The sequence below is a fragment of the Pantoea sp. ACRSC genome, from assembly GCF_022346785.1.
In the GTDB taxonomy this organism is placed as follows: domain Bacteria; phylum Pseudomonadota; class Gammaproteobacteria; order Enterobacterales; family Enterobacteriaceae; genus Pantoea; species Pantoea alvi.
Genome location: NZ_JAKRNN010000001.1, coordinates 517,736 through 537,466, shown reverse-complemented (window position 1 = coordinate 537,466; position 19,731 = coordinate 517,736). Strand labels below are relative to the sequence as shown.

Annotated in this window: 21 protein-coding genes and 2 tRNA genes; 14 read left to right on the top strand and 9 right to left on the bottom strand. The window is 58.4% G+C overall.

From position 1 onward, the window contains the following. The first annotated feature begins 16 nt into the window (after positions 1–16). Entirely contained in the window at positions 17–247 is a 231-nt protein-coding gene (locus tag MHZ97_RS02570) for a YccJ family protein (RefSeq protein WP_033751138.1), read from the top strand. Positions 248–298: 51 nt separating this feature from the next. Beyond that, the gene (locus tag MHZ97_RS02565; protein ID WP_103795404.1) at positions 299–1,672 is read left to right on the top strand and encodes an NAD-dependent succinate-semialdehyde dehydrogenase; all 1,374 of its coding nucleotides are present in this window, start codon (positions 299–301) and stop codon (positions 1,670–1,672) included. A 56-nt stretch (positions 1,673–1,728) separates the two neighbouring features. On the opposite strand, the gene agp is transcribed toward MHZ97_RS02565, so the two are convergent. The 3 genes from agp to MHZ97_RS02550 all read right to left on the bottom strand — a co-directional run bounded on the left by agp (position 1,729) and on the right by MHZ97_RS02550 (position 3,843). Then, positions 1,729–3,363, bottom strand: coding sequence for a bifunctional glucose-1-phosphatase/inositol phosphatase (gene agp / locus MHZ97_RS02560; RefSeq protein ID WP_239312126.1), 1,635 nt, complete (start codon positions 3,361–3,363; stop codon positions 1,729–1,731). Positions 3,364–3,600: 237 nt separating this feature from the next. After that, positions 3,601–3,688 (bottom strand) — tRNA-Ser (locus MHZ97_RS02555). Positions 3,689–3,755: 67 nt separating this feature from the next. Then, positions 3,756–3,843: transfer RNA gene (locus MHZ97_RS02550), tRNA-Ser, on the bottom strand. Positions 3,844–4,062: 219 nt separating this feature from the next. Here MHZ97_RS02550 and yccA point away from each other — a divergent pair. Next, on the top strand, positions 4,063–4,719 hold the full coding sequence (gene yccA, locus MHZ97_RS02545) for an FtsH protease modulator YccA (RefSeq protein WP_239312128.1): 657 nt from the start codon (positions 4,063–4,065) through the stop codon (positions 4,717–4,719). Between the two features lie 155 nt (positions 4,720–4,874). Then, on the top strand, positions 4,875–5,201 hold the full coding sequence (gene tusE, locus MHZ97_RS02540; RefSeq protein WP_239312130.1) for a sulfurtransferase TusE: 327 nt from the start codon (positions 4,875–4,877) through the stop codon (positions 5,199–5,201). Here tusE and yccX read toward each other — a convergent pair whose 3' ends face one another. Then, the gene (yccX, locus tag MHZ97_RS02535; RefSeq protein WP_103795400.1) at positions 5,202–5,480 is read right to left on the bottom strand and encodes an acylphosphatase; all 279 of its coding nucleotides are present in this window, start codon (positions 5,478–5,480) and stop codon (positions 5,202–5,204) included. It abuts the gene before it with no gap. Between the two features lie 85 nt (positions 5,481–5,565). Between yccX and rlmI the strand changes: the two genes are divergently transcribed. Together rlmI and hspQ are read left to right on the top strand one after the other, a co-directional pair. Then, on the top strand, positions 5,566–6,756 hold the full coding sequence (gene rlmI / locus MHZ97_RS02530; RefSeq protein ID WP_239312133.1) for a 23S rRNA (cytosine(1962)-C(5))-methyltransferase RlmI: 1,191 nt from the start codon (positions 5,566–5,568) through the stop codon (positions 6,754–6,756). 59 nt (positions 6,757–6,815) lie between these two features. Continuing rightward, positions 6,816–7,133 (top strand): heat shock protein HspQ, encoded by a 318-nt coding sequence (gene hspQ, locus MHZ97_RS02525; protein ID WP_033751160.1) that lies wholly within the window; start codon positions 6,816–6,818, stop codon positions 7,131–7,133. A 32-nt stretch (positions 7,134–7,165) separates the two neighbouring features. Here the strand turns inward: hspQ and MHZ97_RS02520 are convergent, their stop codons facing one another. After that, positions 7,166–7,588, bottom strand: a complete 423-nt coding sequence (locus MHZ97_RS02520) for a CoA-binding protein (protein ID WP_239312136.1) — start codon at positions 7,586–7,588, stop codon at positions 7,166–7,168. 173 nt (positions 7,589–7,761) lie between these two features. Between MHZ97_RS02520 and MHZ97_RS02515 the strand changes: the two genes are divergently transcribed. Both MHZ97_RS02515 and mgsA read left to right on the top strand, forming a co-directional pair. Next, a complete protein-coding gene (locus MHZ97_RS02515; protein WP_239312139.1) occupies positions 7,762–8,403 on the top strand; it encodes a DUF2057 family protein in 642 nt (213 codons plus the stop codon). 67 nt (positions 8,404–8,470) lie between these two features. Beyond that, positions 8,471–8,929 (top strand): methylglyoxal synthase, encoded by a 459-nt coding sequence (gene mgsA, locus MHZ97_RS02510; protein ID WP_103795396.1) that lies wholly within the window; start codon positions 8,471–8,473, stop codon positions 8,927–8,929. Here mgsA and helD read toward each other — a convergent pair whose 3' ends face one another. After that, the gene (helD, locus tag MHZ97_RS02505) at positions 8,930–10,984 is read right to left on the bottom strand and encodes a DNA helicase IV (protein WP_239312142.1); all 2,055 of its coding nucleotides are present in this window, start codon (positions 10,982–10,984) and stop codon (positions 8,930–8,932) included. 124 nt (positions 10,985–11,108) lie between these two features. On the opposite strand from helD, the gene MHZ97_RS02500 reads away from it, so the two are divergent. Both MHZ97_RS02500 and yccS read left to right on the top strand, forming a co-directional pair. Further along, entirely contained in the window at positions 11,109–11,552 is a 444-nt protein-coding gene (locus MHZ97_RS02500) for a YccF domain-containing protein (protein WP_103795395.1), read from the top strand. A gap of 9 nt (positions 11,553–11,561) precedes the next feature. Continuing rightward, the gene (gene yccS, locus MHZ97_RS02495) at positions 11,562–13,727 is read left to right on the top strand and encodes a YccS family putative transporter (protein ID WP_239312145.1); all 2,166 of its coding nucleotides are present in this window, start codon (positions 11,562–11,564) and stop codon (positions 13,725–13,727) included. On the opposite strand, the gene MHZ97_RS02490 is transcribed toward yccS, so the two are convergent. Further along, complete coding sequence (locus MHZ97_RS02490; RefSeq protein WP_239312148.1) at positions 13,697–14,308, bottom strand: TfoX/Sxy family DNA transformation protein; 612 nt, start codon at positions 14,306–14,308, stop codon at positions 13,697–13,699. The genes yccS and MHZ97_RS02490 overlap by 31 nt on opposite strands. A 211-nt stretch (positions 14,309–14,519) precedes the next feature. Here MHZ97_RS02490 and sulA point away from each other — a divergent pair, with 211 nt between their 5' ends. Both sulA and ompA read left to right on the top strand, forming a co-directional pair. Further along, positions 14,520–15,011: an SOS-induced cell division inhibitor SulA gene (sulA, locus tag MHZ97_RS02485; protein ID WP_239312151.1), complete on the top strand. Its 492-nt coding sequence runs from the start codon at positions 14,520–14,522 to the stop codon at positions 15,009–15,011. Between the two features lie 353 nt (positions 15,012–15,364). Further along, on the top strand, positions 15,365–16,432 hold the full coding sequence (gene ompA / locus MHZ97_RS02480) for a porin OmpA (protein WP_103795391.1): 1,068 nt from the start codon (positions 15,365–15,367) through the stop codon (positions 16,430–16,432). 70 nt (positions 16,433–16,502) lie between these two features. On the opposite strand, the gene matP is transcribed toward ompA, so the two are convergent. After that, complete coding sequence (gene matP / locus MHZ97_RS02475; RefSeq protein ID WP_146053810.1) at positions 16,503–16,970, bottom strand: macrodomain Ter protein MatP; 468 nt, start codon at positions 16,968–16,970, stop codon at positions 16,503–16,505. Between the two features lie 162 nt (positions 16,971–17,132). Here matP and MHZ97_RS02470 point away from each other — a divergent pair, with 162 nt between their 5' ends. Both MHZ97_RS02470 and fabA read left to right on the top strand, forming a co-directional pair. Further along, positions 17,133–18,890: a Lon protease family protein gene (locus MHZ97_RS02470; RefSeq protein WP_224481777.1), complete on the top strand. Its 1,758-nt coding sequence runs from the start codon at positions 17,133–17,135 to the stop codon at positions 18,888–18,890. A 67-nt stretch (positions 18,891–18,957) separates the two neighbouring features. Then, the gene (gene fabA / locus MHZ97_RS02465; RefSeq protein WP_033751185.1) at positions 18,958–19,476 is read left to right on the top strand and encodes a bifunctional 3-hydroxydecanoyl-ACP dehydratase/trans-2-decenoyl-ACP isomerase; all 519 of its coding nucleotides are present in this window, start codon (positions 18,958–18,960) and stop codon (positions 19,474–19,476) included. Between the two features lie 57 nt (positions 19,477–19,533). Here the strand turns inward: fabA and rmf are convergent, their stop codons facing one another. Next, positions 19,534–19,701: a ribosome modulation factor gene (rmf, locus tag MHZ97_RS02460; protein ID WP_103795388.1), complete on the bottom strand. Its 168-nt coding sequence runs from the start codon at positions 19,699–19,701 to the stop codon at positions 19,534–19,536. Positions 19,702–19,731: the final 30 nt, after the last annotated feature.

Sequence of the window (19,731 nt, the reverse complement as noted above, 5' to 3'; positions counted from 1 at the left end):
TATTAAGGAGAAAAGTATGTCGAACGATCAGGCGAAAGCCCACCACGTAGGCGAATGGGCCACGCTGCGCCACACCTCTCCGGAAATCGCAGAGGCTATTTTCGAAGTGGCCAACTATGACGAAAAGCTGGCGGAGGAGATCTGGCGTCAGCAGGGTAACGACGAAGTGCTGTTTCGCGCCTTTGACAAAACGGAAGCCGACGTGCTGACGTGGGACGATACGCCGGTAGAGCGCAAAAATATCTGATTACGAGGCGGGATTTCCCGCCTCACCTTTTTTACTGACCAAGGAGAATCTATGTCTTCCTATCAGAGCATTAACCCCGCCAATAATCAGCTGCTGAAAAGCTGGCCCTCTCACGACGCTGCTGCGGTAAGCCAGGCGCTGGAAACCGCCGATCGCCTGTTCCACTCGTCGTGGAGCAAAGGCGATATTGAGCCGCGTCTGCAGGTGCTCAGCAGGCTGGCTGATTTGATCGAGAGCCGGGTTGACGAGCTGGCCGCCATCGCCAGCAAGGAGATGGGCAAGCTGATTGGTCAGAGCCGGGGAGAAGTAAAAATTTGCGCGCAGATCGCGCGTTATTACGCCGAGAATGCGGCGGAGATCCTTAAGCCGCAGCCCTATCCCAGCGAACTGGGCGAAGCCTGGGTTGAGTACCATCCCATCGGCGTGCTGGTGGCCGTCGAGCCGTGGAACTTTCCCTACTACCAGCTGATGCGCGTGCTGGCGCCTAACCTGGCGCTGGGCAATCCGGTGCTGGCGAAACACGCCAATATTGTGCCGCACTGCGCCGACGTGTTTGAAAAGCTGGTAAGAGAAGCGGGCGCGCCGGAAGGCGCCTGGACTAACCTGTTTATCAGCAGCGAGCAGGTTGCTGAACTGATCGCCGACGATCGCGTGCAGGGCGTCGCCCTGACCGGTTCAGAGCGCGCCGGCAGCGCCGTGGCGCAGCAGGCGGGCAAATACCTGAAGAAATCGACGCTGGAACTGGGCGGCAACGATGTTTTTGTGGTGCTCGACGATGCCGATATCGACGAGGCGGTGCGTCAGGGCGCGCAGGCGCGACTCAGCAACTGCGGCCAGGTCTGTACCGCCGCCAAGCGCTTTATTCTGCACGAAAAGATTGCCAGCGCCTTTATCGATAAATTTAGTTCGGCGCTTAAGGCGGCGCGCCTCGGCGATCCGCTGGACGAGCAGACCACGCTGGGCCCGCTCTCCTCCAGAGACGCGCGCGATCGCCTGGCGAAACAGGTCGATGAAGCGGTGCGAAACGGCGCGACGCTGCTGACTGGTGGCAAGCCGGTGGATGGCGTCGGCTGCTATTTCCAGCCAACTATCCTGACCGATATTCGGCCAGACAACCCGGCCTATTACGAAGAGTTTTTTGGACCAGTGGCGCAGGTTTATGTCGTCGGCGACGACAACGCCGCGGTAGCGCTGGCGAATGACTCCCACTATGGTCTGGGCGGTTCGGTCTGGACGCAGGACAGCGCGCGTGGCCGTCGGCTCGCCTCGGCGATTGAAACCGGTATGGTATTTATCAACTCGCAGAGCGATACCTCAGCCGAGCTGCCGTTTGGCGGCGTGAAACGCTCCGGCTATGGCCGCGAGCTGTCGGATCTGGGGATCAAAGAGTTTGCCAACCAGAAGCTGGTGGTGATTGCGGGCTAACCCGCTACGTCCATAAAAAAACCCCGCCGCGGCGAGGTTTTTCATCTGTGCAGGCGTTACTGCGTAACGGTCTGCTTCGCGTCGCTCTTCTGCGCAGATTCCACCGGCTTCTGCACTGACGCGCTGGCTTTGTCTGCGGCCGCTTTATCGGCGGCGGCTTTCTCTGCCGCTGCTTTTTGCGCCGCGGCGCGCTCTGCCTTCGCTTTCTCCTCGGCCACTTTCGCCTTCTCTTCTGCGGCTTTCGCTTCAGCGGCTTTCTGCTCGGCGGCTTTCTGCGCGGCAGCTTTTTCTGCAGCCGCTTTATCTGCGGCCGCTTTGTCAGCTGCCGCCTTGTCCGCAGCGGCTTTGTCGGCGGCGGCTTTATCGGCGGCTGGTTTACTCTCCGCCGGCTTAGCGGCGGCGTCGCTGTTAGCCGCAGCCGGCTGCGCGGCTGGCTCCATCGGCGTGCCCTGCAGCGCACCGTTCAGCGCCTGAGTGAACTGATCCCAGCTGCAGTAGCCGTTGCCGTCGGTCGGGCAGCCTTCCAGCTGCAGCGTTACGCGCTTCGGCGGATTCTTCAGGCTCAGTACCTCGCCATCACGCAGCTGATCGGCGGTCTGATAGACATACTCCAGCTTCAGCAGATCTTTGTTGTTTTTCGCATCGTGCCAGCGTTCAAACACCAGCTGGCCGCCGATGGGGGTATTTTCCCAGGTGCCTGGCAGCTCATAAGGCTTAACCTGCAGCGCGCTCAGCAGCGAAGCGATATTGGAGTCGTGTCCCACCATCAGGGTGATTTTCGGCGCGTTGGCTTTGTCCTGATCGACCAGCTGGCTGCGGATATAGTCCACCAGCGGCGCGGCGACTTCGCGCGCCACCTCCGGGCTGGTGAAGAGCGCATCCTGATAGCCGTTCTTGATCGCCGACAGCGCTTTCCACTGCTCAGGGGTTTTGATCTGGCCCCATGCGACCTGCTCCAGCGGGAAGCCTTCATAGTATTGCAGCGTGAAGGCGTCCATCAGAGAGTTGCCAACCTTTAGCGGGCCGCTTACGTTTGGCTCTTTGCCGTTTTCCGCGCTGAAAACGTTGTCGCCGCTGCTCAAATCGCACTGTTTTTTGTTGTTGCAGGCGGGCGCAGATTTGTAGTCGACAATTTTATCCAGCTGCTGCAGCGCAGGCTTCAGCGCCAGCTTTTCGTTTTCTGCGGTCATCGCCGCCAGCGCCTTCTTATTAAACTCTTCGCTGTCGTCGGTGATCACCGGGTTGAATACCGGATCCATGCTGCCCATGGCGTCCTGGTGCGTGACGGCGATATCACAGCCGGGGAAAGCACCGTTGACAAAGAACTGAGCCGTCGCGACGGTACGCTGCAGGCTGTTGGCGTAGACGAAGACATTGCTGCTGTCAGGACAGCTGCCGTTCTGCACCAGGCCCTGCTGCGCCAGCCACTGACGCGTGTAGTTGCCCATGTAGACTTCCAGCACGCCGCCTTTAGTGGTGAGCTGTCCGCCCGGCACGCTCCACTGCGGCCAGCTTTTTTTCGTCGACTGTTCCAGCACGCTGCCGTTATCGGCCAGCGGCGCGCGCAGGTTGTGGCGGCTAAACATCAGTACCTGTTGCAGCTGCATATCGCCTTCAGCCGCCTGGGCCGCCATGCCGATCGGCAGCGCGGCCAGCACCGACAGTGCGCAAAGACTCAGTTTCTTGATCATTGTGCCTATTCCATTTATTCAGTAGAGAAACACTCTGGCTATCAACCGATTAGCTCTGATCAGAGCATAGTGGTCCACAGTGTAACCTAAGCTGGCCGCGAAATGCGCCCGAATGTTTGCAAAATCGTGAATGGACTATAGCAGAGTAGAGCAAAAGCGGCCGGGGAAGCGCGATGCGCCGGGGGGTCGGGAAGCAGAAATGCAACAGGCCAGCACGCTGTGCTGGCCTGTCTAATGTGGCGGAGGAAGAGAGATTCGAACTCTCGGATGGTTTCCCATCGGCGGTTTTCAAGACCGCTGCCTTAAGCCGCTCGGCCATCCCTCCGGGGTGTTGCTTGTTGCTCTGGCAAAACAGCGTTGCCGTATTGCCGCTTCCTGCCTGAGCAGGAAAGTGGCGGAGGAGGAGAGATTCGAACTCTCGGATGGTTTCCCATCGGCGGTTTTCAAGACCGCTGCCTTAAGCCGCTCGGCCACCCCTCCGCAATGAGGCGCACTATAAACATCCCCCCGAAGGATGTAAAGCCTGTACGAATTCATTCGCCTGAAAAACAGCCAAAACGGCGTTATTCGTTGGCGAAATCGCCAATCCGCTCAGAGAAACAGCGATTTATCGCGTAAAGAAGGGTAAAACGCCTTTCGCGTTTTAACGTCGCTGCGTATTCTCAGCGCAAACCTCGTGTTCTGATAAAGGAGCGCATTATGGACAGAATTATTACCTCGTCCTCACGGACATCGCTGCTCAGCACCCATAAGGTGCTGCGTAACACCTATTTCCTGCTCGGCCTGACGCTGGCCTTCTCCGCCGTGACCGCCACCGCCAGCACCGTGCTCGGCCTGCCTGGCCCAGGACTGATTTTAATGCTGGTCGGTTTCTACGGCCTGATGTTCCTTACTCATAAGCTGGCGGACAGCCCGATGGGCATCCTGGCGGCCTTCGCCTTTACCGGCTTTCTTGGCTACTGCCTCGGCCCGATCCTCAGTTCGTTTTTAGCCGCAGGCATGGCTGACGTAATCGCGCTGGCGTTAGGCGGCACGGCGCTGGTCTTCTTCTGCTGTTCGGCCTATGTGCTGACCACCCGTCGCGATATGTCGTTCCTCGGCGGCATGATGATGGCTGGCTTTGTGGTGCTGCTGGTGGCGGTCGTCGCTAACCTGTTCCTGCAGCTGCCGGCGCTGCACCTGGCGATTAGCGCGCTGTTTATTCTCTTTTCCGCCGGTGCCATCCTGTGGGAAACCAGCAATATCATTCACGGCGGCGAGACCAACTATATTCGCGCCACCGTCAGCCTCTACGTCTCGCTCTACAATATCTTCCTGAGCCTGCTGAGCCTGCTGGGTTTTGCCCGCAACGACTAACGCGCACGGAAGCAGGTAGCCGTAACAGAGAGCAACCTTGCCATCGCTTCAGGCTACCTCCCCTGCGCCTCCCTGACCCCGCTTCGGCGGGGTTTTGCTTTTTCTGACGGCGCAATTTGCTAGAATGCCGCCGGATAACGCAGTCAGGAGTAAACGTGGAATTTAACGGTAAAATCATCGAAGTCGACGGCGAGGGCTATCTGAAACATCGCGACGACTGGAGCGAGGCGCTCGCAGAGCAGATCGCCCATCATGAAGGCATCGCCATGAGCGACGCACACTGGGAAGTGGTGCGTTTCGTCCGCGCTTTCTATCTGGAGTACAACACCTCGCCCGCCATTCGTATGCTGGTAAAGGCGATGGCGCAAAAATATGGCGAAGAGAAAGGCAACAGCCGCTACCTGTTCCGTCTCTTTCCAGATGGCCCGGCGAAACAGGCGACCAAAATCGCCGGCCTGCCTAAACCGGCGAAGTGTCTCTAATCAGCCCGTAGTGAAGCGGCGCGGCGGCTCAGCGGGTTGATGCGGCTCCATTAATACCCGATCGACGCGCGCGCCGCGCGGCCCGCCCGCCTTCAGCCAGTCGATAAGCGCATCGACTTTGTCCGGCTCACCCCAGGCGAGCACCTCGACGCTGCCGTCATCCAGATTATGCGCGTAACCCAGCACGCCAAGCTGCGACGCCTGTGCCTGAGTGCTGTAGCGAAACCCAACGCCCTGCACCCTGCCGTGTACCCATATTTTAAAACAGGCCGATCTCATCGCTCTCTCCTGCCGCTGCGCGTTGCAATTTAACCTCATCCACCGGACAATGGCGCCTCATTTTTTCAGGTAAGCATAGCAAACTATGACCGTTCGATTGATTCTCGCTAAGGGACGTGAAAAATCCCTGCTCCGCCGCCATCCGTGGGTGTTTTCCGGTGCCGTTGCGCGCCTTGAAGGTAAAGCGCAACTGGGTGAAACCGTTGATGTCTGCGACCATAACGGCAAATTTCTCGCACGCGCGGCCTATTCGCCGCAGTCGCAAATTCGCGCCCGCGTCTGGAGCTGGCAGCAGGAGGAATCAATCGATATCGCCTTCTTCATAAGCCGTTTCGAACAGGCGCGCCAGTGGCGCGACTGGCTGGCGCAGAGAGACGGCCTCGATAGCTATCGCCTGATCGCTGGCGAATCTGACGGGCTGCCGGGGGTGACCATCGATCGCTTCGGCAACTTCCTGGTGCTGCAGCTGCTCTCTGCCGGTGCCGAATATCAGCGCCCTGCCATCCTCTCCGCGCTGCAGCACTGTTTTCCGCAGTGCGCCATCTATGACCGTTCCGATGTGGCGGTGCGTAAAAAAGAGGGGCTGGAGTTGACGCAGGGCCCGGTAACCGGCGAAATACCGCCGCCGCTGCTGCCGATTACCGAACACGGCATGAAGCTGCTGGTCGATATCCAGGGCGGCCATAAAACCGGCTACTACCTTGACCAGCGCGACAGCCGTCTGGCGACGCGCCGCTACGCGCAGGATGCGCGCGTGCTTAACTGCTTCTCCTATACCGGCGGATTTGCCGTGTCGGCCCTGATGGGCGGCTGCCGGGAAGTGATCAGCGTCGACACCTCACAGGAGGCGCTCGACGTGGCGCGCCAGAACGTCGAGCTTAACCAGCTGGATCTGTCACGCGCGCAATTCGTACGCGATGACGTGTTCAAACTGCTGCGCCGCTACCGCGACGTCGGCGAGAAGTTCGATCTGATCATCATGGATCCGCCCAAGTTCGTGGAGAACAAAAACCAGCTGGCGGGCGCCTGCCGCGGTTATAAAGATATTAATATGCTGGCGATGCAGCTGCTTAATCCGGGCGGCATTCTGATGACCTTCTCCTGTTCGGGACTGATGGCAACCGAGCTGTTCCAGAAGATTATCGCTGACGCCGCGCTGGATGCGGGCCGCGAAGCGCAGTTTATCGAGCAGTTCCGTCAGGCGGCCGATCACCCGGTTATTGCCAGCTACCCTGAGGGTCTTTACCTTAAAGGTTTTGCATGTCGTGTGGTGTGACTTGAAAAAGCGCCTTCTGACGCCATATTGATCAGGAGGCAGTTTTTCTGGAGGTCACTATGATTGCCACTAAATTTGGTATTGGTCAGCAGGTTCGGCACCGCCTTTCGGGCGTGCTGGGCGTAATAGTGGATGTCGATCCCGAGTATTCACTGGATACGCCGAAGCTGGACGAGGTGGGCGCAACTGAAACATTGCGTCGTGCGCCCTGGTATCATGTGGTAATGGAAGATGAAGAAGGCGATCAGGTTCATACCTATATCGCTGAGATTCAGCTTTCTGGTGAAACCAGTTCAGAGCATCCGGAACAGCCGGAGATGGACGAACTGGCCGCATCGATTCGTCAGCAGCTGCAGGCGCCGCGCCTGCGCCACTGATCGCAGGCGGCAGTCACATGCCGCCTGTGACATTATTGTTTCTGTCGCGTCACGCCCAGCCGCGGAATTTCCATTTTAGGACAGCGATCCATAATCACGGTCAGACCCGCATCCTGCGCCAGCACGGCGGCCTGCTCGTTGATTACCCCCAGCTGCAGCCAGAGAGTATCGGCGCCCGCCGCAATCGCTTCCTGCGCAACGCCCCACGCCGCTTCTGAATGACGAAACACATCAACCATGTCGATTTTGCCCGGTACCTCTTCCAGCGTCGCGTAGGCTTTCTGGCCTAATAGCGTCTGGCCAGCCAGTTTCGGACTTACCGGAATCACCTCGTATCCCTGATCCAGCAGATATTTCATCACGCCGTAGCTCGGTCGGTCTGGACGATCGCTGGCGCCTACCAGTGCGATGCGCTGAGTACGCGTCAGCACGTCGCGAATAGTTTGATCGTTCATCTTTCTCTCCTTATTTCAGAGCATTAAATGTAGCGTCGCCTTATTAGCGCGCCGCTCTCCAGAAAGCAGAATTTTGCACTGGCGCACAAAAACTTATGTTCAAATGTAAATTTACTGCCATAATGTAAGAATTTGCTACACACAAAACTTTGCGCCCTCTATCTGGAGTCTACATGAAACTCTCTCTGGTCGTGACGGGGTTGACTGTTCTCCTCGTTTCGGCAACCTGTCAGGCCATCACGCTAAAGCTTGACCCGCAGATCGATCTGCTGGTGCTGGACGGGCGCAAAATTTCCGGCTCGCTGCTGAAAGGCGCCGACAGTCTTGAGCTGGAGCGCGGCCAGCATCAGTTTCTCTTTCGCGTCGAACAGCTGCGCGACGCACACAAAGACGCATCGCTGCGCTATCAGTCGGCGCCGATGATCGTTACCTTCAACGCCCAGGTTAAAACCATCACTATTCGCCTGCCCGCGCTGGACAACCGCCGCGAGCGCCACCACTTCGATCTCACGCTCAATTTCCAGCTGGTGGACGAGCACGGCAAAGAGATCGATATCCGGCGAGATCGCCTGCCCGTTTCCGCAGAGAGCGATATGGAAAAGGCGATGATCCTCTACAACCGCAACGGCCAGGTCGCCTCCGTGCCCCATTTCGCCGCCGTGCGCGACGGCGCGGCAACGCGTCCCCCCGTCGAGGCGGAGTTCGTCTGGATAGATGAAGCGCAGTCGCCGGCGATTAAACGCTGGTTTCATCGCTTCGATCAGGCGACCCGTCAGCAATTTATGTCGCTGGTTAAATTGTTAAGGACAAGTTGATAGGCGGGAAAAACGCGGGGTAAACTCGTGCCATCTTCTCGGCACGTGACTCGACCAGGACGCCTTTATGGAACAGACCACCCGCACGCTTGGCCTCAGCAAACATATCGCACTCGTTGCGCACGATCACTGCAAGGCCTCGCTGCTCGACTGGGTAAAGCAGAACCAGCCCATTCTTGAGCCCCATACCCTCTACGCCACCGGCACGACCGGCAATCTGATTAATCGCCATACCGGCCTGAATGTGAACGCGATGCTGAGCGGCCCGATGGGCGGCGATCAGCAGGTGGGCGCGCTGATCGCGGAAGGCAAAATCGACGTGCTGATCTTTTTCTGGGATCCGCTTAACGCGGTGCCGCACGATCCCGACGTTAAGGCGCTGCTGCGCCTCGCCACCGTCTGGAACATTCCGGTCGCCACCAACCGCGCCACGGCCAACTTTATTATCCAGTCGCCGCTGTTTGCGCAGCCGGTGGAGATCGCCATCCCCGACTATCAGCGTTATCTGCAGGATCGTCTGCGCTAATCAGGCTTTACGCAGCAGCGGCACGCCGAGCTGGCGAAACGCCTCGACAAAGGGCGATGGCTGTTCGCGATCGTAGAGCATCCACACCTGCTGGCGCGCGCGGGTTAACGCCACGTAGGCCAGACGCCGCTCCTCCGCATCCGGGAAATCTTCCGGCTGCGGCAGCAGTCCCTGCTCAATCACCGACTCACGCGCCGCGGCGGGAAACCCCTCTTTGCCCGCCTGTAGCCCCAGCAAAATAACGAAGTCCGCCTCCTGTCCTTTGCTGGCGTGAATGGTCATAAAGTCGAGATTGAGCTTTGGCCAGCGGGTTTTTGCTTTATCCAGCACATCCGGGCGCAGATGGTGGTAGCGCGCCAGCAGCAGCACCCGCTCTTCAGGCCTGACATACCCGCTCAGCTTATTCAGCAGCGGCTCCAGCTGCTCCTGCGGCAGCAGCCCTGCTGCTTTTTTATTACCTTTGGTCAGGCTGTTGAGCGGCTTGCGCAGCTGGTGCGGATTCTGCTGCACAAAGCGGTTGGCGATATCGCCGATGCGATCGTTAAAGCGGTAGGTCGTATCCAGTACGCAGCGATCGCCGTCGCCGAAATAGTGATGGAAGGCGGTGGTCAAGGACATCTCCGCGCCGGTAAAACGATAGATCGCCTGCCAGTCATCGCCTACGGCGAACAGCGTGGCGCGTTTGTTCTGCTGGCGCAGCGCCGCAAGCAAGGCGGCGCGCTGCGGCGAGATATCCTGAAACTCATCGACCAGAATATGCTTCCACGGGCTGATAAAACGCCCTTTCTCCAGAATCGCCACGGCCTGCTGGATCAGCCCGGAGAAATCGACCGCGCCCTCCTCTTTCAGCGCGCTCTTCCAGGCTTTCAGCATCGGCGCCATTAGCTTCACTCGCTTGCCGAACAGCTCGCGCACCTCTTCCGGCGCCTCGGCGATCATCGCCGCCTGCGCGCCGCCGTGCATGCGCATCAGCCCCAGCCAGCGTTCAAGACGCGACGCCAGCCGTTTCGCCAGCCGATCGTCCTGCCAGAAGTGCCCTTCGGGCAGCTCCCACTCCAGCTCGTCGCGCAGCCACTGACGCCAGCCGTTCGCCTGCGCTTTTTTCTCCTCGCACTGCTGACGCCAGATGTCAATCAGCAGCGCATGACGCGCCGCGACGTCGCTTTCCAGCTTGCTGATCGCCGGCTGCTTATTGCTGCCTTCGCGGATAATATGCAGCGCCAGCGCGTGAAAAGTACGCGCCTGAATGTCGGCGACGCCCAGCCGTGACCGAATGCGATCGTTCATCTCTTCCGCCGCCTGACGACCAAATGCCAGCAGCAGAATCTGCTCGGGCGCAGCCAGCCTGCGCCGCAGCAGCCAGCCCGCCCGCGCCACCAGCACCGAGGTTTTACCGCTGCCTGCCCCGGCGAGCACCAGCACCGACTCTTCGCCGTTGACCACCGCTTCGCTCTGCGAGGCGTTGAGCGGCGAGGATTCCACCGTTGCAAAAAAGTCGCGATGGGCGCTAAGCATGCGCGCCGTCCAGTCGCGGTTGCGCTGACGCAGCGCCGCGTCGCCCTGCTCCAGCCAGCGCTGGCAGATCAGGTAAGGCTCGCGACAGTCGCTAAACTCCTCCAGGCGCGCCAGCGGCAGCGGCAGCGCGGCGAACTGTTTTTCGATGGTGGCGCGCAGCGCCTGCAGCTCGCTGCGTTTGATCCAGCGATCCTGTTCGCCGAAGCGGTCGATCTCCTGCTGAAGTTCACCTAACACCCCGGCGCAAATTGCGCTCATCTCGGCGCTCCACGCCTGCCAGGCCTGCAGCAGATAGTGATGGAAGCGCTGCGTCTCCTGCCATTCGGTGCCGTGCAGCCGCACCACCTTATCGTCAGGCAGCAGAAACTCCAGCTCGCCCCAGACCATGCCGCGCTTGCAGCTGATGCTGAGCAGCTCGTTGAAAGGAATCAGGTATTCGTGCCGATCGCCGCTTACTTCCACCCCAGCCGCCAGCAGGCGAACCCGGTTATAGGGATGCTGGGCAAGCCGTTTGCCCATCGATGTCGCTTTGAGTTCCATATCCACACCGTCGAACCTGGGAAAAGAATATCGGGAGTTTACCTGTCAGACTCTTGGCGCTCCAGCCTTAAAACAGGCTAAACTTGGCGGCACATCTTGCGGAAAGCAAAAGGAAAAAAACGCCATGCGCACAGTGTTGAACATTCTCAATTTTATCCTCGGCGGGTTTATCACCACCCTTTGCTGGCTGTTTGCCACGCTGGTGAGTATCGTCCTGATCTTCACTCTGCCGCTGACCCGCTCCTGCTGGGAGATCACCAAACTCTCGCTGGTGCCTTACGGCAACGAGGCGGTGCACGTGGACGTGCTGCGCCCGGAGAGCAAAAGCGCACTGCTGAATACCGGCGGTACCTTTCTCAATATCTTCTGGCTGATCTTCTTCGGCTGGTGGCTCTGCCTGACCCATATCTCTACCGGCATCGTACAGTGCATCAGCATCATCGGCATTCCGGTGGGCCTCGCCAATTTTAAAATCGCCGCTATCGCGCTCTGGCCGGTCGGTCGCCGCGTGGTCTCGGTTGAAGAAGCGCGCGCCGCGCGCGACGCCAACGCCCGTCGGCGCTACTGAGGCCACGATATGATGTCGAAAGCCTTGCCGGGCTGGCGCAACTATCTCTTTAACAGCAGCTGGCGCTATCTGTTTCGCATCTTTCTGGCGCTGACCGGCTGCGCAGCGGTGCCCTGGTGGCTGCATCAGATCGACTGGACCATCCCGCTGACGCTCGGCGTGGTGGCCGCGGCGCTGGCCGATCTCGACGATCGCCTCAGCGGCCGGCTGCGCAATCTGCTGATTACCCTGCTCTGCTTTTGTATCGCATCGGTCTCGGTAGAGCTGCTGTTTCCCCATCCGCTGGCGTTTATGGCCGGGCTCGCCCTCTCCACCTGGGGGTTTATTCTGCTGGGCGCGCTCGGCCAGCGCTACGCCACTATCGCCTTTGGCGCGCTGCTGATCGCCGTTTACACCATGCTGGGCATCGGGCTGTTTTCCCAGTGGTATATGCAGCCTATCCTGCTGCTGGTCGGCGCGCTCTGGTACAACATGCTGACGCTGCTCGGCCATCTGATGTTCCCGGTACGGCCGGTGCAGGAACAGCTGGCGGGCAGCTATGCGCAGCTGGCGCAATATCTTGAAGCCAAAGCGAATCTGTTCGATCCCGACGGCGACGCCCAGGATGACGTCACGCTTATTCGCACCGCGATGGTTAACAGCCAGCTGGTGGCGCAGCTGAATCTGACCAAAAGCACGCTGCAGAGCCGCCTGCGCGGCGATCGCGGATCGCGCAGCACCCGTCGCAGTCTGCATTACTACTTTGTGGCGCAGGATATCCACGAGCGCGCCAGCTCTTCCCACCTGCAGTATCATCTGCTGCGCGACGACTGGCGCTACAACGAGATCCTGTTCCGTTTTCAGCGGCTGCTGAATATGCAGGCGCAGGCGTGTCGCCAGCTGTCGCAGTGCATCCTGCTGCGTGAGCGCTGGGAGCACGACGCTCGCTTTGAGCGCGCCTTCGAGCGCCTGCAGACCGCACTGGAGCGCCTGCAGCAAAACGAGCCGGACGCGCCCCATCTGCGCCCGCTGTTCTGGCTGTTGCGCAATTTGCGCGCCATCGACGCGCAGCTGGGATCGATTGAGTCTGAGCAGACTTTAGCCAGCGAAAATCTGGCGGGCGATAACCGGCTGTCGCGCGAAGGGCTGAGCGGCTGGAGCGATATTCGCCTGCGCCTCAGCCGTCATATGACACCCGCTTCCGCGCTCTTCCGTCACGCGGTGCGCATGACCGTGGTGCTCTGCATCGGCTACGCCTTTATCCAGATTACCGGTCTCGATCGCGGCTACTGGATCCTGCTCACCAGCCTGTTTGTCTGCCAGCCTAACTATAACGCCACGCGGCGCAGGCTGGCGCTGCGTATCGGCGGCACCCTGGCGGGTATCGCCATCGGTCTGCCAGTGCTGTGGCTGGTGCCCTCGACCGAAGGGCAGCTGGTGCTGATTGTGGTCAGCGGGGTGCTGTTTTTCGCCTTTCGCCAGGTGCAGTACGCGCAGGCGACGCTGTTTATCACCCTGCTGGTGCTGCTCTGCTTTAACCTGCTGGGCGAAGGCTTCGAGGTGGCGCTGCCGCGCATTGTGGACACGCTGCTGGGATGCGCACTCGCCTGGCTGGCGGTGGCCTTTATCTGGCCTGACTGGCGTTTTCGTCAGTTGCCTGCAGTGGCGGCGCGCACCCTGAACGCCAACTGCCGCTATCTGGACGCCATTATGGAGCAGTATCATCAGGGCAAGGATAATCGTCTCGCCTATCGCATCGCGCGACGCGACGCCCATAACGCCGATGCGGAGCTGGCCTCCGTGGTCTCCAATATGAGCGGGGAGTCGCGGACGCAGCAGAAACATAAAGAGTCCGCTTTCCAGCTGCTCTGCCTTAACCACTCTTTTCTGAGCTATATCTCTGCCCTCGGCGCGCACCGCGATAAGCTGACTGACGGCGCGCTGCTGACGCTGCTCGACGATACGGTCTGCTATGTCGAAGATGTGCTGCAAACCGAGGTGGTGAGCGACGCTGAAGCGGAAACGATGCAGAGCGCGCTAACGCAGCGCATCAGCGATATGGCCGCTAATCAGGAGACGCGCGCGCCGCTGGTGTTGCAGCAGCTGGGCTTACTGGTAGCCCTGCTGCCGGAAATCGCCCGTCTGAGCCGGACGCTGGCGCAGCCTCAGGAGAGGCCACCTTTTAAAGCCTCCTGATACCATGCATTCAGCTCCGCCCTGACCGTTAGTGGCAGGGCGGCTTCATGTCGTCCCTTTATCGCCCCCTCCAGCGCCAGCAGCGTTTTAAAGCCGATATGCTGGTTTATCGCTCTGAGCCTGAGCCAGCAGCGTTTCGATCCCAGCTCCATCAAATGCTGCACGCTTCTCACCCCCGCCTCGTGCAGCAGAAGCTCCATGCGCAGGCTGAGATTGGGCAGATCCTTCAGCCGCAGCGGCCTCTGTCTGGCCTGTAACGCCTGGCGTGCGGTGCGCAACGAAGCGGCGGAAAGAGACAGCAGCTGCTCGGGGTCGCTCCATAGCGCGTCGCCGACGCGATAGTAGTCGAGGCAGACCGCAGTACCGCGCTTGCGAAACAGCAGCGGCTGCATAGGCTGGCGCGTCGCATATTGCCGCAGCGCTTCGCTGGCGCGCAGATAGAGTGCGTCATCGCTAATCAGCGCGAAAACCACTTTTTCAACGGCCAGCGCATAGCCGCCGAACTGGGTGCGCGCCTCGATATGGCCTAGCGCGGCCAGGCGATTACGAGACTGTTCTACAATGGGGTGCTTTTTTTTCATAACACACTCTCCTTGTGCAGAAAATTACTAAAAATCCATGGGTATCAGTTCGTTAGAGATATAGAAAAAATCAGTTAAGGGTTCAATTAATTCTTTTCCTTAAGCCTGACCTTCTGCCTTTTTTGCGAGCCGTTTTCCAAATTTGAGGTTGATCTTTATCCAGGAAGTCATTACTGTATATCCATACAGTCCAATGCTGAGTGGTTAACTTATGCGCACCCAACACTTTAATAATGCAGGCTTTGCTCACCGTCACGTATCCGCTTCTAAGCCGTTGCAGCACAGCGGCTGGATTACGGAATTGCGCTACAGCGAACAGCCCGGCATGATGCAAATGTTGCTGCTGCCGTTACTGCAACAGCTCAGCAAGGAGTCCCGCTGGCAGCTCTGGCTGACGCCCGCGCACAAGCTGAATCGCGCCTGGCTGCAACAGTCGGGTCTGCCGCTGGAAAAAAGCATGCACGTTGCGGATTCTGAGCGTTGCACCTCTGTTGAGGCGATGATTAAAGCGTTGCGTACCGGGAATTACAGCGTCGTGCTGGCGTGGATACCGTACGATCTGGACGAGGAAGAACGGCGCGAATTAGAACTGGCGGCGGCGGAAGGTAAAGCGCTGGGGTTGATAATGCGTCCCAATGGGACGGCAGAACCCTCGCTGCGACCAACTAAAGGGCGAAAAATTCAGTCCGATTTGTTTCATTAAGTAAAAATAAGATTTATCTCGGGTCAATTGCCTTTTTTGTTTCAGCTAAACCACTGATTCTTTTCCCTCCAGCTTTGACAATGGTTTAGCTGCATTTTGCCTTTAAGCGCGACGGTATTAAGACCGCGCCAAATGTTAGAATATGTGTATAAAGCCCTGTTTTTTTGCAGCATCCCCTCACATCATACTTGTAACTTTCCAATCTCGTTGTAGACTTTACCTCGCCAGGGTGCTCAATAATCTCCGTTTTTTAATCGGTAGAGTCATAAGCGAGCGTATTAACCCGGCGAAGGATTACAACCAAGAGCATCCCTTTTTGCTCATTGCCTATTTGGATGATAACGAGGCGCAAAATGAAAAAGACAGCTATCGCAATTGCAGTGGCACTGGCTGGCTTCGCTACCGTAGCGCAGGCCGCTCCGAAAGATGACACCTGGTACACCGGTGCTAAACTGGGCTGGTCTCAGTATCACGATACTGGTTACTACGGTAACGGTTATGGCAACAACAATGGTCCGACTCACGAATCTCAGCTTGGCGCTGGCGCATTCGTAGGTTACCAGGCTAACCCGTACCTGGGCTTCGAGCTGGGCTACGACTGGCTTGGCCGTATGCCGAACAAAGGCACCGTAAACAACGGCGCATTCAAAGCACAGGGCGTTCAGCTGGCTGCTAAACTGAGCTATCCGATCACTGACGATCTGGATGTCTACACCCGTCTGGGTGGTATGGTATGGCGTGCTGACGCAACTCAGAACAACGTTGTCAACGGCCGCATCAGCGACCACGACACCGGCGTTTCTCCGCTGGCAGCAGTGGGTGTTGAATACGCTCTGACTCAGAACTGGGCAACTCGTCTGGACTACCAGTGGGTTAACAACATCGGTGACGCACAGACCGTTGGCGCACGTCCTGACAACGGCATGCTGAGCGTAGGCGTTTCATACCGCTTCGGTCAGGATGAAGTTGCACCGGTTGTTGCTCCGGCTCCGGCTCCGGCTCCAGTTGTTGAAACCAAGCGTTTCACCCTGAAGTCTGACGTCCTGTTCACCTTCAACAAGTCTACCCTGAAGCCGGAAGGCCAGCAGGCTCTGGATCAGCTGTACAGCCAGCTGAGCTCAATGGATCCGAAAGACGGTTCAGTCGTCGTTCTGGGCTTCACTGACCGCATCGGCTCTGACCAGTACAACCAGAAACTGTCTGAGAAACGCGCTCAGTCTGTGGTTGACTACCTGGTTTCTAAAGGTATCCCGTCTAACAAGATCTCTGCACGTGGTATGGGCGAATCTAACCCAGTTACCGGCAACACCTGTGACAGCGTGAAAGGCCGTCAGGCTCTGATCGACTGCCTGGGTCCGGACCGTCGCGTAGAAATCGACGTGAAAGGTATCAAAGACGTTGTAACTCAGCCGCAGGCTTAAGTTACCTCGTAAGAAAAAACCCCGCAAAGCGGGGTTTTTTTATGTCTGCTGTTTAGCTTAACGCGCTGCGCTATTCGCTGCCCGTTTCTGATTTGCCGAGGATAGCCTGCAGATCCTGTTTCAGGCTCGACATCTGCGTGGCATATTTCTCTTTACGTTCTGCATCTTCAATCAGCTGAACGATGGTTTCCGACAGCGTGCAGCCGCGGCGCTGCGCCAGCCCCGCCAGGCGTTGCCACACCAGATACTCCAGATCGATCGACTTCTTACGGGTATGCTGATGCTCTGCGTTGAAGTGCCGCTTGCGGCGCGCGCGAATGGTCTGTTTCAGCCGATTATCCAGATCCGGGTGAATATGTTGCGCGATCCATTCAGCCACATCAACCGGACGGTTTTCCATTGAGAGCAGTTCATCCACCGCTGCCTGCGCGGCGCTAAGCTCAAGATAACGCGTGATCGGCTCGCCTTCCCGGTGCTTTTTCACCAGGTATTTCCATTTCCATCCACTTTCAAGATTTTCGAGTTGTTGGTATTTCATCGGAATCTCATCGTGACCGCGTAACAAACTAAGAATAACAGCTTTTATGCTCGATGCAGTAAGGAAAAAGGCGCGGCAGGTCTCAGGGTTAATCCGAACCATGCAGTGCTTAACAAAGGGCTTTCCTGTATAATCCCGCTTTTCTTTAATTAACCAAATGCGATTATTTTGACCAGCTCCCAACTTTCCTGGCAAGACCTGCAGCCGAATATTACCGGATACGCGTCCGTTTTCTCCCGTATTACCGAAGAAGAGACCGATAGCCTGGCGACGGTACAGCCGCGTTTGCTGAATGCGCTGGCCTGTCTCGATCAGCAGGCCGAGGGCTTTCCCCTTCTGCTGGTATGTAGTCAGGAGAACCTGGACTACCTGGAGCTTATCGCGCGCCAGATGGAGCGTATCGCCACCGAACCCGCAGCACTGTTCGGCGGACATTATCATATTATCGCGGATAACGTGACCCTCCAGCCGCCCGGCGATGCCTCGCATCCTTTTACCGGCAGCGGTCAGGTTCATTTCGCGGAGTGGATTGAGAACGACCAGCTGTTTGGCTGCGTGCGCCTGCACCGCGATCGCCTCCAGCTTGAGCCGGGCCTGATTCACCGCGCCAACGGCGGAACCCTGGTGCTGTCGCTGCGCACCCTGCAGGCGCAGCCGCTGCTGTGGCTGCGCCTGAAGCGCGCTATCCAGCTCGGTCGCCTTGAGTGGCAGTCGCCCGATGAGCGTCATCCCCTGCCGGTTTCCATTCCCGCGCTTCCGCTAAGCCTGAAGCTGGTGCTCTGCGGCGACCGCGATGCGCTGGCGGCATTTCAGGAGAGCGATCCTGAACTGCACGAGATGGCGATCTATACTGAATTCGAAGAGAACATGCAGATCGTCGACGAAGACGATATGCTCGCCTGGTGCCGCTGGGCGCAGGATGTCGCGCTGCAGGCGGGCCTGCCCGCTCCGCAGGTCGACTTCTGGCCGCCGCTGATCCGCGAAGCGGTGCGTTACACCGGCGATCAGGAAGTGCTGCCCCTCTGCCCGCGCTGGCTGCTGCGTCAGATGCGCGAAGCCTTCGCGCAGGAGAACGCCCTCAGCGAGGCGGCGCTGGTCAGCGCCCTTGACGTGCGCACCTGGCGCGAAGCGTTCCTCGCCGAGCGCATGCGCGACGAAATTCTGCTGAAGCAGATCCTGATTGAAACTGAAGGCGACGTCGTTGGCCAAATCAACGGCCTCTCCGTGGTGGAGTTCCCGGGCCATCCGCGCCCGTGGGGCGAGCCCTCGCGCATTACCTGCGTCGTCCATCCGGGCGACGGCGAGTTTACCGACGTCGAACGCAAAGCTGAGCTGGGCGGCAATATCCATGCTAAAGGCATGATGATTATGCAGGCGTATCTTATCGCCGAGCTGGAGCTGGATCAGCAGCTGCCCTTCTCCGCATCGCTGGTGTTTGAACAATCCTACTCGGAGGTTGACGGCGACAGCGCCTCGCTGGCCGAATTGTGCGCCCTTATCAGCGCGCTGGCTAATCAGCCGATTAACCAGCAAATTGCGGTAACAGGATCGGTGGATCAGTTCGGCAACGTGCAGCCGGTGGGCGGCCTGAACGAGAAAATTGAAGGCTTCTTCGCGATTTGCAACGAGCGTGAACTTACCGGCCAGCAGGGCGTAATTATTCCGGCGTGCAATGTGCGTCACCTCTGCCTGAGCCAGGATGTGGTCGACGCCGTTGAGCAGGGCCGTTTTCATATCTGGGCGATCGATCGCGCCGATGAGGCGCTGCCGCTGCTGACCGGTATTGTCTGGCACAGCGAAGAGGAGAACGGCGACGCGCTGCTGCGCCGCATCCAGGATCGTATTACCCAACTCAATCAGCAGGAAGCGAGCCATCGCCCCTGGCCGCTTCGCTGGCTAAACTGGTTCAACCAGAACTGATTGAATTGCCCGGCGTACAGCTGTTCGCTAAACTTCGTGCTTCACTAAAACAAGGCTTATTGAAAACATGGTTGATAAACGCGAATCCTATAGCAAAGAGGACCTGATTGCGTCAGGTCGCGGTGAACTGTTTGGCGAGAACGGTCCGCCGCTTCCGTCAGGCAACATGTTGATGATGGACCGCGTGGTCAAGATGACCGAAGATGGCGGTAAGTTCGACAAAGGCTTCGTTGAAGCCGAGCTGGATATCAATCCGGACTTGTGGTTTTTCGCCTGCCACTTTATTGGCGATCCGGTGATGCCGGGCTGTCTCGGCCTGGATGCGATGTGGCAGCTGGTTGGGTTCTATCTGGGCTGGCTGGGCGGCGAAGGCAAAGGCCGCGCGCTGGGCGTAGGCGAAGTGAAATTCACCGGCCAGGTGCTGCCGACCGCGAAAAAAGTGACCTACCGCATTCACTTCAAGCGCGTCATTAATCGTAAGCTGGTGATGGGCGTCGCCGATGGCGAAGTCTTCGTAGATGGTAACCTGATTTACTCTGCCAGCGATCTGAAAGTCGGTCTGTTTAAAGACACTAACGCTTTCTGATGGCACAAATGAAAACCTCCGCCTGCGCGGAGGTTTCTTCCTTTTCCTGACGGTCGATTACGCCGTAACCGCCCTGTCCTCCATGGCTTGTCGCCAACCTCCCAACCAGTGAGACTTAGCCTCAATCATCTGATACGGACACATCTCTTTTGAGCGTCCTGTAATACCGGCCTGGTAGCCACGTGAGTGAGCGCGTTCAAGGCGGTCTCGTTTCTGTCTCTTCATACTCCGTATCCCTCATATCAGGTCTGTGGA